The sequence below is a fragment of the Polaromonas sp. Polasp52 genome (assembly GCF_059491565.1).
The window spans coordinates 4,143,532-4,158,066 of the sequence record NZ_CP168513.1 but is presented as its reverse complement, the minus strand read 5'-3'; the positions used below and the strand labels follow the sequence as shown (position 1 = coordinate 4,158,066).

Annotated in this window: 5 protein-coding genes and 1 pseudogene; all 6 read left to right on the top strand. The window is 65.1% G+C overall.

Annotated elements, in window-relative coordinates; genetic code table 11:
- Window positions 1-24 precede the first annotated feature (24 nt).
- Window positions 25-1,101 carry an NAD(P)/FAD-dependent oxidoreductase gene (locus ACEN9P_RS19505; protein WP_495620211.1) on the top strand — a complete coding sequence of 359 codons (1,077 nt, stop codon included), beginning with the start codon at window positions 25-27 and terminating at the stop codon, window positions 1,099-1,101.
- A 20-nt stretch (window positions 1,102-1,121) separates the two neighbouring features.
- Window positions 1,122-2,012 carry a tRNA glutamyl-Q(34) synthetase GluQRS gene (gluQRS, locus tag ACEN9P_RS19500; RefSeq protein WP_495620210.1) on the top strand — a complete coding sequence of 297 codons (891 nt, stop codon included), beginning with the start codon at window positions 1,122-1,124 and terminating at the stop codon, window positions 2,010-2,012.
- A gap of 97 nt (window positions 2,013-2,109) precedes the next feature.
- Window positions 2,110-2,763: a tRNA (guanosine(46)-N7)-methyltransferase TrmB gene (trmB, locus tag ACEN9P_RS19495; RefSeq protein WP_495620209.1), complete on the top strand. Its 654-nt coding sequence runs from the start codon at window positions 2,110-2,112 to the stop codon at window positions 2,761-2,763.
- The gene (locus tag ACEN9P_RS19490) at window positions 2,764-3,708 is read left to right on the top strand and encodes an RluA family pseudouridine synthase (protein ID WP_495620208.1); all 945 of its coding nucleotides are present in this window, start codon (window positions 2,764-2,766) and stop codon (window positions 3,706-3,708) included. It abuts the gene before it with no gap.
- 499 nt (window positions 3,709-4,207) lie between these two features.
- Window positions 4,208-4,291: pseudogene (locus tag ACEN9P_RS19485) on the top strand (ESPR domain-containing protein); the annotation flags it as partial.
- A gap of 147 nt (window positions 4,292-4,438) precedes the next feature.
- A complete protein-coding gene (locus ACEN9P_RS19480) occupies window positions 4,439-14,443 on the top strand; it encodes an ESPR-type extended signal peptide-containing protein (RefSeq protein WP_495622199.1) in 10,005 nt (3,334 codons plus the stop codon).
- The last annotated feature ends 92 nt before the right edge of the window (window positions 14,444-14,535 follow it).

Sequence of the window (14,535 nt, the reverse complement as noted above, 5' to 3'; positions counted from 1 at the left end):
CAAATCCAAAAAGCACACAAAGACATGACAAAAAACACCAGCCTCCCCCTCCCTGAATCCGCGGCCGGCCGCCGCATCGCCGTGATAGGCGCGGGCATCACCGGCATTGCCTGCGCGCGCACGCTGGCGCAGGCCGGCCACCAGGTCACGGTGTTCGAGAAAAGCCGCGAAGTCGGCGGGCGCATGGCCACGCGGGACAGCGAATTCGGCGGCTTCGACCACGGCGCGCAGTATTTCACCGTGCGCGACGCGCGTTTCGAAAAAGCCCTGGCCACGGTCCCCGGGCTGGTGCGGCCCTGGAGTGCCAACACCGTGCGCATCCTCGACGAGCTGGGCCGTGTCGTGGCCTCGGCACTGCCGCCCAAGGAGGCGCACTGGGTCCCCACGCCGGGCATGAATGCGCTGCTGCGCCAATGGGCCCAGCCCTTGGCGGCCGCGGGCCGCCTGCTGCTGGAGACCGAGGTGCTGCGGCTGGAACGCGACAAGCTGCACCCCGAACAATGGCAGTTGCAGACCGAAGGCCCGGGCGCCGGCAGCCGGGTGCATTCGGGCTTTGACGACGTGGTGCTGGCCCTGCCTTCGCCGCAGGCGCACGCCCTGCTGCTGAGCTCGCAACAGGGCAAGCCGCTGATGGAAGCACTCTCCAAGGTCAGTGTGGCGCCCTGCTGGACGCTGATGCTGGCCTTCCCCCAGGCCATGCAGCCCACGATGGCGCACCTGGGCCCCCACTGGAACGCGGCGCGCAGCACCCACCACCGCATCGCCTGGCTGGCGCGCGAGTCGTCCAAGCCCGGCCGCAGCCCCATTGAACGCTGGACCGTGCAGGCCAGCCCCGACTGGTCGCAGCGCCACCTCGAGGACGACGCCGAACGCGTCAAGGCCAAGCTGCTCAAGGCCTTTACCGAAGTCACCGGCATACGCGCGGCGCCGCCCCATGCCGTGGTGCACCGCTGGCGCCACGCCCAGACGCTGCAGCCGCTGGGCAAAACCCACGCATGGGACGCCAAATCCCGCATAGGCGCCTGCGGCGACTGGTGCCTGGGGCATCGCGTGGAAGAAGGCTTTATATCGGGCCTTGAAATGGCTCTTGAACTGGCCTGAACGCCGGGAGCGAAATCGGCGTGGAGGCCGAATACCGGGGCCGCTTCGCCCCTTCTCCGACCGGCCCGCTGCACGCAGGCTCACTCGTGGCCGCCCTGGCCAGCTGGCTGGACGCCCGCGCGCACCAGGGCCGCTGGCTGGTGCGCATCGAGGACGTGGACACGCCGCGCTGCGTGCCCGGCGCCGACCAGACGGTTCTTGAGCAACTGGCCCAATGCGGCCTGCTGCCGGACGAGCCGCCCGTCTACCAATCACAGCGCGGCGCGCTGTACCAGCAGGCGCTGGACCCGCTGGTCGCCCGCGGGCTGGCCTATCCCTGCGCCTGCACGCGCCAGGACATCGCGCGCGCACTGGCGGCTTCAGGCCAGCCGCGCGAACGCCATGGCGAACTGGTCTACCCCGGCACCTGCCGCAATGGCCTGCACGGCCGTACCGCGCGCGCCTGGCGGCTGGACACGCGAGCCCCCGCGCCCATCCGCTGGCAGGACCGCCTGCTGGGCCCGCAGTCGCAGGACGTGGCCCATGAGGTGGGCGACTTCGTGCTCAAGCGCGCCGACGGCCTGTGGGCCTACCAGCTGGCCGTGGTGGTCGACGACGCGGCCCAGGGCATTACCGACATCGTGCGCGGCGAGGACCTGGCCGACAACACGGCGCGGCAAATCCTGCTGCAGCGCGCGCTGGGCCTGCCCCAGCCGCGCTACCTGCACACGCCGCTGGTGCTGGGCGCCAACGGCGAAAAGCTCTCCAAACAGAACGGCGCGCAGGCGCTGGACACTTCCCAGCCGCTTGCCGCGCTGCGGCAGGCAGGTGCGGTACTGGGCCTGCCATTGCTGGCCAGTGCTGCCACGCCGCAGGACTGGCTGGGGCAGGCCGTGCCGCTGTGGGCAGCCCGCCTTAAAATCAACCGGTGACAGATACCAACTCCCCCACCCCGCCCGCCCCCTCCCCGCTGACCCTGTCGAAAGCGCGGCCGCCGAACCGGGCGCTCCCCGCAACATCCGCAGTTTTGTGCGCCGCACCGGCCGCACCACCGTCGGCCAGGCCAAGGCCTTTGCCGATGTGGGCCCGCAGTTCCTGCTGCCCTACACGGCGCAGCCGGCGGATTTCGAGGCCATGTTCCAGCGTTCGGCCCCCACCATCCTCGAGATAGGCTTTGGCATGGGCGAGGCGACGGCCCACATCGCCGCGCTGATGCCCGAGAAAAACTTTCTGTGCTGCGAGGTGCACACCCCCGGCGTGGGCGCGCTGCTCAAGCGCATCAGCGAACAGGGCCTGGCCAACATCCGCATCCTGCAGCATGACGCCGTTGAAGTGATAGACAACATGCTGCCGCCGGCCAGCCTGGATGGCGTGCACATCTTCTTTCCCGATCCCTGGCACAAAAAACGGCACAACAAGCGCCGCCTGATCCAGGCGCCGCTGGTTGCCAAGCTGGCCGCCCGCCTCAAACCCGGCGGCTACCTGCACTGCGCCACCGACTGGCAGCCCTATGCCGAGCAAATCCTCGAGGTGCTGGGCGCCGAGCCGCTGCTGCGCAACACGGCGGATGCTGCCCAGGGCGGCTACGCGCCCAAGCCGGCCTACCGGCCCCTGACGAAATTCGAAAACCGCGGCATCAAGCTGGGGCACGGCGTCTGGGACGTGGTGTTCACCCGTGTCTGAATGCCCGCCCGTGCCGGCGTGAACGGCCAGCCGTCCCATGGGCTGCCGACCCGCGACGGGGTCAGCCCCAGCTGCGTGGGCCTGCCGGCAGGCGACTGGCCCAGCATCACCGACTTCCTGGTGCAGCGCTTTCCCGCGATCACGCGTGAAACCTGGCTGCAGCGCATGCGGGACGGCCTGGTGGCCGACGAGTTCGGCGTGCCCGTCACCGCTGAGCGGCCCTACCGCGGCCACATGCGCGTGTACTACTACCGCGCGCTGGAAGACGAGCCCCGCGTGCCCTTCGAGGCCAGCGTGCTGTACCAGGACGAGCACCTGGTCGTGGCCGACAAACCCCATTTCCTGCCGGTCACGCCCTCGGGCCACTATGTGCAGGAAACGCTGCTGGTGCGCCTTAAAAATCACCTGGGCCTGGATGGCCTGGCGCCGCTGCACCGCATAGACCGCGAAACCGCCGGCCTGGTGCTGTTTTCGGTCAGGCCCGCCGACCGCGATGCCTACCAGGCGCTGTTCAGGCGCCACGAGGTGGCCAAACACTACGAGGCCATCGCGCCATGGCGTGAAGACATTGCTTTTCCGCTGCTTCGCCAAAGCCGCATCGTGCAGGGCGAGCCCTTCTTCCGGCAGCAGGAAGCGCCGGGCCCCGCCAACAGCGAAACCCACATCAGTGTGCTGCAAGCCGGCGGCGGCTGGGCCCGCTACGCGCTGAGCCCCGTCACCGGCAAGAAACACCAGTTGCGGGTGCATATGCATGCCCTGGGTATTCCCATCCTCAACGACAGGATCTACCCGCCGGTGCATCCCACACCCGACGACGACTACAGCCGGCCCTTGCAGCTCCTCGCGAAATCCGTGCATTTCACGGACCCGGTCACGGCTCAGCAACGGTCTTTCCAGACCCGTTTGAGCCTGCTGGCAGGCCTGCTCCCGGCAACGGGCGGCTAAACCCCCCTCGCCTCTTTCCAGCCAAACCGCAGCGCGCGGGGTGCCCATGCCCGCGCGCAGCCGGGCTGCGCCCGCCAGCCGTGATGACGGGCTCCCGACCTGCCCGTGTCTCCTCATCCCAACGCATTTTCCCGACTCCACGCCCCTGGAAGGCCGGGCGTGAGCCGGATCACGGTATTAATCCGAAAGTGACGTTTTTCGTGAAATCGGTCACCAAAGATGTCAGGAAAGAGGCGAAAAATCGCGTATTAGTTACATATTGAATCACTTTTCAGGAATCTCTACGTAGAAACCGATATATCTATCTCCTTGTCGGCACGTGATTTTTTCCTCAAAAATCAATCAAATCAATGCTTTACAAGAGACTCATCGGAAATTTCCGCATGCTTTTTCCGTGACCTATGGGAGAATCCTGTGAACTAGTTACATCGTTTGTACATATTTTTACAAATAGCACTTAAGCAAACACTACCGGCCACACGCCTGTCCTCACCCCACCATGAACAAGTTCTACCGTACCGTCTACAGCGAGCTTCTGGGCACGTGGGTCGCCGTGTCGGAGATCTCGAGTGCGCGTGGCAAACGCAGCGGCTCCAAGGTGGTCCAGGTCGGCGCCGCAGGCGCCGTGGTGCTTGCGGGACTCCTCAACGGCGGGGGCCTCAGCCCCGTGAGTTCGGCCTACGGGCAAACATTGCCGGAAGCCGCCTGTACCGCGGGCAATGGCGGCACGATGTATTCCGCCGCCTCGACCTGCGTGAATTACGTCAACAACACGCGCATTTACGTCGACTCACTGTCGACCTCGACGTCAACGGGCCTGAGTACCGCCACCAGCCGCCTCAACTCGCTGTCAACGGGCCTGAGCACCACGGACAGCCGCGTCACGTCGCTGTCCACCTCCACCTCGACGGGTATCAGTTCCCTGTCCACCGGACTGAGCACCGCCACGAGCAGCATCACGTCCCTGTCGACCTCCGCTTCCACCGGCATCAGTTCGCTGTCCACCGGCCTGAGCACCACCAACAGCAGCGTGGCTTCGCTGTCGACTTCGGCATCTACGGGCATCAGTTCCCTCTCGACCTCCACGTCCACAGGTTTGAGCACCGCAACCAGCGGCATCACCTCCCTGTCCACCGGACTGAGCACGACGAATAGCAACGTCACTTCGCTATCCACATCGGCATCGACCGGCCTCAGCACGGCAAACAGCGGCATCGCGTCTTTGTCGACCTCCACCTCGACAGGCTTGAGCACCGCAACCAGCGGCATCACCTCGCTGTCCACCGGACTGAGCACGACGAATAGCAGCGTCACTTCGCTGTCCACATCGGCATCGACCGGTCTCAGCACGGCAAACAGCGGCATCGCGTCTTTGTCGACCTCCACCTCGACAGGCTTGAGCACTGCAACCAGCGGCATCACTTCGCTGTCCACCGGCCTGAGCACGACCAACAGCAGCGTCACTTCGCTGTCGACTTCGGCATCTACGGGCATCAGTTCCCTCTCGACCTCTACGTCCACAGGCTTGAGCACCGCCAACAGCGGCATCGTCTCCTTGTCCACTGGACTGAGCACAACCAACAGCAGCGTCACCTCGCTGTCGACCTCCACCTCTACCGGCCTGAGCACCGCCACCAGTGGCATTACGTCGCTCTCCACCGGACTGAGCACGACGAATAGCAGCGTCACTTCGCTATCCACATCGGCATCGACCGGTCTCAGCACCGCCAACAGCGGCATCGTCTCCTTGTCCACTGGACTGAGCACAACCAACAGCAGCGTCACCTCGCTGTCGACCTCCACCTCTACCGGCCTGAGCACCGCTACCAGCGGCATTACGTCGCTCTCCACCGGACTGAGCACCGCCAACAGCAGCGTCACCTCGCTGTCGACGTCTACGTCTACCGGCCTGAGCACCGCCACCAGCCGCATCAACTCGCTGTCGACGGGCTTGAGCACCACGGACAGCCGTGTCACCTCCCTGTCCACCTCGACGTCGACAGGCCTGAGCACCGCTACCAGCGGCATCACATCGCTATCCACCGGCCTGAGCAGCACCAACAGCAACGTCACATCACTGTCGACCGCCAGCAGCTCACTGTCCACCGGGCTCAGCACCGCCGACAGCCGCGTCACCTCGCTGTCCACGTCGACATCGACGGGCTTGAGCACGGCCACCAGCGGCATCACCTCACTGTCTACCGGCCTGAGCACGGCTGCCAGCGGGATCACCTCGCTGTCCACCGGCCTGAGCGCCACCAACAGCAATGTCACATCGCTGTCGACTGCCAGCAGTTCGCTGTCCACCGGGCTCAGCACGGTTAACAGCAGCGCCACCTCGCTATCCACAGGCCTCAGCACCACAGACAGCCGTGTCACCTCCCTGTCCACCTCGACGTCGACAGGCCTGAGCACAGCTACCAGCGGCATCACTTCGCTCTCCACCGGGCTCAGCACGACCAACAGCAGCGTGACCTCGCTGTCAACCTCGGCCTCTACCGGTATCAGTTCGCTGTCCACCTCGGCATCGACCGGCCTCAGCACCGCGGACAGCCGGATCACCTCACTGTCGACCTCGACGTCAACGGGCTTGAGCACGGCCGCCAGCGGTATCACCTCACTCTCCACCGGCCTGAGCAGCACCAACAGCAGCGTGGTTTCGCTGTCGACTTCGGCGTCGACGGGCATCAGTTCGCTCTCGACCTCGACATCCACAGGTCTGAGCACGGCCACCAGCGGCATCACTTCGCTGTCCACCGGCCTGAGCACCACGGACAGCCGCGTCACCTCGCTGTCCACGTCGACATCGACGGGCCTGAGCACCGCTACCAGCGGCATCACTTCCCTATCCACCGGGCTCAGCACGGCCAGCAGCGGCATCCTCTCCCTGTCGACTGGGCTGAGCACCACCAACAGCAGTGTCACTTCGCTGTCGACCTCCACCTCGACGGGTTTGAGCACAGCCACAAGCGGGATCGTCTCGCTGTCGACCGGCCTTAGCGGCACCAACAGCAGCGTGGCGTCCTTGTCGACGTCGACCTCTACAGGCCTGAGCACGACGAATAGCAGCGTCACTTCGCTGTCAACATCCGCCTCGACCGGTATCAGTTCCCTGTCCACATCGGCATCGACCGGCCTCAGTACCGCAGACAGCCGGATCACCTCACTGTCGACTTCGACGTCGACGGGCTTGAGCACCGCCACCAGCGGCATCACTTCACTGTCCACCGGCCTGAGCAGCGCCAACAGCAGCGTGGCTTCGCTGTCGACTTCGGCATCGACCGGCATCAGTTCGCTCTCGACCTCAACGTCCACGGGGCTGAGCACCGCCACCAGTGGGATTACCTCCCTATCGACCGGCCTGAGCAGCACCAACAGCAGCGTGACCTCGCTGTCGACCTCGGCATCGACAGGCATCAGCTCGCTTTCGACCTCCACGTCCACGGGCTTGAGCACGGCCACCAGCGGCATCACCTCGCTGTCCACCGGTCTGAGCAGCACCAACAGCAATGTCGCATCGCTGTCGACTGCCAATAGCTCACTTTCTACCGGGCTCAGCACGGTTAACAGCAGCGTCACCTCGCTGTCCACTTCTACATCGACGGGCCTGAGCACTGCGACCAGCGGCATCACCTCGCTGTCCACCGGCCTGAGCAGCACCATCAGCAATGTCACATCGCTGTCGACTGCCAGCAGCTCACTGTCCACTGGGCTCAGCACCGCCAACAGCAACGTCACCTCGCTGTCCACAGGCCTCAGCACCACCGACAGCCGCGTCACCTCGCTGTCCACGTCGACATCGACGGGCTTGAGCACCGCCACCAGCGGCATCACATCCCTGTCCACCGGCTTGAGCAGCACCAACAGCAATGTCACATCGCTGTCGACCGCCAGCAGCTCGCTGTCCACTGGGCTCAGCACCGCCAACAGCAGCGTCACCTCGCTATCCACAGGCCTCAGCACTACTGACAGCCGCGTCACCTCGCTGTCCACGTCGACATCGACGGGCTTGAGCACCGCCACCAGCGGCATCACATCGCTGTCCACCGGCTTGAGCAGCACCAACAGCAACGTGGCATCGCTGTCGACCGCCAGCAGCTCGCTGTCCACTGGACTCAGCACGGCCAACAGCAGTGTCACCTCGCTATCCACGTCGACGTCGACGGGCTTGAGTACCGCTACCAGCGGCATCACATCGCTGTCCACAGGCCTGAGCACCACCAACAGCAGCGTCACGTCCTTGTCGACATCTGCCTCAACCGGTATCGGCTCGCTGTCTACCGGCTTGAGCACGGCGAACAGCAACGTCACCTCGCTGTCCGCCTCGACTTCGACCGGCTTGAGCACCGCCGACAGCCGTATCACTTCGCTGTCGACGTCCACGTCCACCGGTATCGGCTCGCTTTCCACCGGCCTGAGCACCGCCGCCAGTGGCATCACGTCCCTGTCAACGGGCCTGAGCACCACCAACAGCAGTGTCACGTCCTTGTCGACGTCCGCTTCGACCGCGGTCGGCTCCTTGTCCACCTCAGCGTCAACCGGCCTGAGCACCGCCGACAGCCGTATCACTTCGCTGTCGACGTCCACGTCCACCGGTATCGGCTCGCTTTCCACCGGCCTGAGCACCGCCGACAGCGGCATCACGTCCCTGTCCACCGGGCTGAGCACCACCAACAGCAGTGTCACGTCCTTGTCGACGTCCGCTTCGACCGCGGTCGGCTCCTTGTCCACCTCAGCGTCAACCGGCCTGAGCACGGCGACCAGCGGCATCACGTCCCTGTCAACGGGCCTGAGCACCACGAACAGCAGTGTCACGTCGCTGTCCACGTCGGCTTCGACGGGCATCGGCTCGCTGTCCACGGGCATCAGTTCCCTGTCGACCGGCGTCAGCGCCGTCTCCAGCGGCCTGGCCTCGCTGTCGACCTCGACCTCCACCGGCCTGAGCACGGCGGACAGCCGCACCACGTCGCTGTCCACATCGGCATCGACCGGGATAGGCTCCCTGTCCACTTCGGCTTCGACGGGCCTGAGCACCGCCGCCAGCGGCATTGCCTCGCTATCCACCGGCTTGAGCACGGCCAGCAGCGGCATCGCGTCCCTGTCAACGTCGGCCAGTTCGCTGTCCACCGGCCTGAGCACCACCAATAGCAGCGTTACCTCGTTGTCGACTTCGACATCCACGGGCCTGAGCACCGCCGACAGCCGGATCACCTCGCTGTCCACCTCGACCTCCACGGGTTTGAGCACCTCCGCCAGCGGCATTACCTCCCTGTCCACGGGCCTGAGCACCACCGACAGCAATGTCGCGTCGCTGTCCACCTCGGCTTCGACCGGCATGGGTTCCCTGTCGACCTCTGCCAGCTCGCTGTCCACCGGCCTGAGCACGACCAATAGCAACGTCACCTCGCTGTCGACATCCACCTCAACGGGCCTGAGCACGGCCGACAGCCGGATCACTTCACTGTCATCCTCGACCTCCACCGGTTTGAGCACGGCGACGAGCGGCATCACGTCCCTGTCGACAGGCCTGAGCACCACCAACAGCAACGTCACCTCGCTGTCGTCCTCGACATCGACCGGCTTGAGCACTGCCGCCAGCGGCATCAGCTCCTTGTCCACCGGGCTCAGCACCACGGACAGCAACGTCACATCGCTGTCCACATCGGCATCCACGGGCCTGAGTACCGCGGCCAGCGGCATCACCTCCCTGTCAACCGGCCTGAGCACGACCAACAGCAATGTCACGTCCTTGTCGACGTCCGCTTCGACCGGTGTCAGCTCCTTGTCCACCGGCCTGAGCACCACCAATAGCAATGTGGCCTCGCTGTCGACCTCCACTTCGACAGGCCTGAGCACCGCCGACAGCCGGATTACCTCACTGTCGACCTCGACGTCCACCGGCTTGAGCACGGCGACCAGCGGCATCACTTCCTTGTCCACCGGCCTGAGCACCACCAATAGCAACGTCACCTCGCTGTCGACTTCGACGTCTACCGGCCTGAGCACCGCAGCCAGCGGCATCACTTCGCTGTCCACCGGCCTCAGCACCACGAACAGCAATGTCGCGTCCTTGTCGACGTCCGCTTCTACCGGCATCGGTTCCCTGTCGACCTCGGCCAGCTCCCTGTCTACAGGCCTGAGCACGACCAATAGCAACGTCACCTCGCTGTCGACCTCCACTTCGACAGGCCTGAGCACTGCCGACAGCCGGATCACTTCACTGTCGACGTCTACTTCCACAGGATTGAGCACGGCGACCAGCGGCATCACTTCGCTGTCCACCGGCCTCAGTACCACGAACAGCAATGTCGCGTCCTTGTCGACGTCCGCTTCGACCGGCGTCAGTTCCTTGTCCACCGGCCTCAGCAGCACCAATAGCAACCTTGCGTCGCTGTCGACCTCCACTTCCACGGGCCTGAGCACTGCCGATAGCAGGACCACATCGCTGTCGACCTCGACGTCTACCGGCCTGAGCACCGCAGCCAGCGGCATCACTTCGCTGTCGACTGGCCTGAGCACCACCGACAGCAATGTCGCATCGCTGTCCACGTCGGCTTCGACCGGCATCGGCTCCTTGTCGGCCTCGGCCAGCTCGCTGTCCACCGGCCTGAGCACTGCCGATAGCAGGACCACATCGCTGTCGACTTCGACTTCCACGGGCCTGAGCACCGCAGACAGCCGGATCACTTCACTTTCCACGTCCACGTCAACCGGATTGAGCACCGCGGCCAGCGGCATCACTTCGCTGTCAACGTCGGCTTCGACCGGCATCAGCTCGCTGTCAAGCTCCACTTCGACGGGTTTGAGCACCGCCACAAGCGGCATCTCCTCGCTCTCCACCGGCCTGAGCACGACCAACAGCAGCGTCACCTCGCTGTCGACTTCCACTTCAACGGGCTTGAGCACGGCGACCAGCGGCATCACTTCGCTGTCCACCGGCCTCAGTACCACGAACAGCAATGTCGCGTCCTTGTCGACGTCCGCTTCGACCGGCGTCAGTTCCTTGTCCACCGGCCTGAGCAGCACCAATAGCAACGTCACCTCACTGTCGACCTCCACTTCGACAGGCTTGAGCACCGCCGACAGCCGCATCACGTCGCTCTCGACGTCTACCTCCTCGGGGTTGAGCACATCGACCAGCGGCATTGCTTCCTTGTCGACGGGGTTGAGCACCACGGACAGCAATGTCGCGGCGCTGTCCACGTCGGCCTCGACCGGCATCGGATCCTTGTCGACCTCGGCCAGCTCGCTGTCCACCGGCCTGAGCACCACCAACAGCAACGTCACCTCGCTGTCGACTTCCACTTCAACAGGCCTGAGCACCGCCGCCAGCGGCATCACTTCGCTGTCGACCTCGGCCTCAACCGGCTTCAGCTCGCTGTCCACCGGATTGAGCAGCACCAATAGCAATGTCGCATCCCTGTCGACGTCTGCTTCGACCGGCATCAGCTCGCTGTCAAGCTCCACCTCGACGGGACTCAGCACAGCCGTTAGCGGTATTTCCTCCTTGTCCACAGGCCTGAGCACAACGGACAGCAATGTGGCATCCCTGTCAACGTCCACCTCGACCGGTTTGAGCACCGCCACAAGCGGCATCGCCTCAGTTTCCACCGGACTGAGCACGACCAACAGCAATATGACCTCGCTGTCGACCTCCACCTCGACAGGCCTGAGCACCGCCGACAGCCGGATCACTTCACTGTCGACTTCGACGTCCACCGGCCTGAGCACGGCGACCAGCGGCATCACTTCGCTGTCGACCTCGGCCTCCACGGGACTCAGCACAGCCGCCAGCGGCATTGCCTCCCTGTCGACTTCGACGAACTCGCTGTCCACCGGCTTCAGCTCCCTATCGACCGGTTTCAGCTCGCTCTCGACCGCCACGTCGGCCGGCTTCAGTTCGCTGTCCACGGGCCTGAGCACCACCGACAGCAACCTGGCTGCGCTGTCGACCTCGACCTCGACGGGCTTGAGCTCGCTATCCACGGGCCTGAGCACCACCGACAGCACCGTGGCCTCGCTCTCGACCGGCTTTGGTTCCATCTCTACCGGCTTCAGCTCCATTTCGACCGGTTTCAGCTCGCTGTCGACTTCAACATCCACCGGCTTTAGCTCGCTGTCCACGGGCTTGAGCACCGCCGAGAGCGGCGTGGCCTCGCTGTCGACCGGTTTCAGCTCAGTGTCTACCGGCTTCAGTTCACTCTCGACAGGCTTCAGCTCCCTGTCCACGGGTCTCAATTCCCTGTCCACGGGCCTGAGCACCACGGACAGCGCCGTGGCCTCGCTGTCCACCGGTTTTGGCACGGTCTCCACCGGCTTCAGTTCCATTTCGACGGGTTTCAGCTCGATCTCGACCGGCTTTAACTCGCTGTCGACTTCGACGTCGACCGGCTTCAGTTCCCTGTCCACCGGCCTGAGCACCACCGAAAGCGTGGTGGCCTCGCTGTCCACCGGCTTCAACACGGTGTCCACCGGTTTCAGTTCCATCTCGACGGGCTTTAACTCGCTGTCGACGTCCACCTCGACCGGCTTCAACTCCCTGTCCACCGGCCTGAGCACCACCGAAAGTGTGGTGGCCTCGCTGTCCACCGGCTTCAACACGGTGTCCACCGGTTTCAGTTCGATCTCGACGGGCTTCAGCTCCCTGTCGACCTCCGCTTCGACCGGCTTCAGTTCGCTCTCCACCGGCTTGAGCAGCACCAACAGCAATGTCGCCTCGCTGTCGACGTCCACCTCGACCGGTGTGAGCTCGCTGTCCACCGCCATTGATTCACTGTCGACCTCGGGCTCCACCAGCACCAGCTCGTTGTCAACCGGCGTGAGTTCGCTGTCCACGGGCCTGGATTCCCTGTCGACCTCAGCCTCCACGGGCATCAGTTCGCTGTCGACCGGCTTCGGCTCCCTGTCCACCGGGTTTGGATCGCTGTCCACCGGCTTTATCTCGCTGTCGACCAGCGTGGGCTCCCTCTCGACGGGCCTCAGCACCACCAACAGCAATGTCGCGGTGCTGTCCACCTCGGCCTCGACGGGCATCAGCTCGCTGTCGACCGCCATCGACGGGCTGTCCACCTCGACCTCCACGAGCGCCAGTTCGCTGTCCACCGGCCTGAGCAGCACCAACAGCAACGTCGCGTCCCTGTCCACCTCGGCCTCGACCGGTGTCAGCTCGCTGTCGACCGGTGTGAGTTCACTGTCCACCGGCGTCAGTTCGCTCTCGACCGGCGTGAGCTCCCTGTCCACCGGTATCAGTTCACTGTCGACCTCGACATCCACCGGCATCAGCTCGCTGTCCACCGGGGTCAGCTCGCTCTCGACGTCGACCTCGACAGGCATCGTTTCCCTGTCGACCAGCATTGATTCGCTGTCGACCTCGACGTCCACCGGCCTCAGTTCGCTGTCCACCGGGGTCAGTTCCCTGTCGACGGGCGTCAGCTCGCTGTCCACCGGCCTGAGCACCACCAACAGCAATCTCAACTCGCTGTCGACCTCGGCATCCACGGGCATCAGCTCCCTGTCCACCGGTATCAGTTCACTGTCGACCTCGACATCCACCGGCTTCAGCTCGCTCTCGACCGGCTTCAGCGCCGTCTCCACCGGGCTCAGCACGGTCAGCAGCACCGTGACTTCGCTGTCGACCTCGGTTTCCACGGGCACCAGCTCGCTGTCCACCGGCCTGAGCACGGCCAACAGCAACATCACCTCGCTGTCCACCTCGACCTCCACCGGCCTGAGCACCGCCAGCAGCGGCATCACCTCCCTGTCGACCGGCCTGAGCACGATAGGCAACAGCGTGACCTCGCTGTCCACCGGCTTGAGCACTGCCAACAACGGCATCGCCTCGCTGTCCACCGGGCTGTCGAGCGCGACCTCGGGCACCACGGCCCTGGCCCCGCTGGTCAATGCGGCGAATTCCGCAGCGGCCAACGGCGGCGCGGTCATAGGTTCCACAGCGGGCGGCGCCGCCGGCGCCGGGCTGCTCACACAGGGCAAGTCCCTGAACGGCACGGCGCTGCAAACCGTGGCCTCGCCTTCCGACTGCACGGTGGCCAACGGCGCCGACACCACGGCAACCGGCTTGTGCGCCAGCGCCGGCACCCGTGCCGGGGTCAACGGCGCGACCGCCACAACGGTGGCCACCGGCGCCACCGCCTACGGCTCACAGTCGCTGGCCCAGGACAAAAACACCACCGCCATCGGCTTCCGCGCGACGGCCACCTACGAAGGCTCCGTGGCCATAGGCTTCCAGGCCAGGGCGATTGCCGACCCGGCCACCGCCGTCGGCTGGAACTCGCTGGCCTCGGGCAACGACTCGGTGGCCCTGGGCGCTGCGGCCGAAGCCACGGCCAACCGCTCCGTGGCGCTGGGCGCCTACTCGGTGGCCGACCAGCCCAATACGGTGTCGGTGGGCTCGCCCGGCAACGAGCGCCGCATCACCAATGTGGCCCCCGGTGTTTACGCCACCGACGCGGTCAATGTCGGGCAGCTCAACGATGTCAGGCGCGTGGCCTACTCCGGCATCGCGATGAGCATGGCCATGGCCGCCACCTACATGCCCAACCTCGAAGGCGGCGAAAAAGCCCTGGGCATAGGCGTGGGCAACTACAAGGGCTACGGCGCGCTGGGCCTGAACTTCAAGGCGCTCAACAACGACGGCAAGAGCGCATGGGGCTTCGGCGTCTCCACCACCGGCAAGGAGTGGGGCATGAACTTCGGCGCAAGCTGGAAGTGGCGTTAAGAGAGGGCTCCGGGAGCCGCTCTCAGTAGAATGCCCTAAGCGCCTACCTATCAAACAAGAGCCCCCGGGGCTCCCGGTGAGCGCCGCGCGGC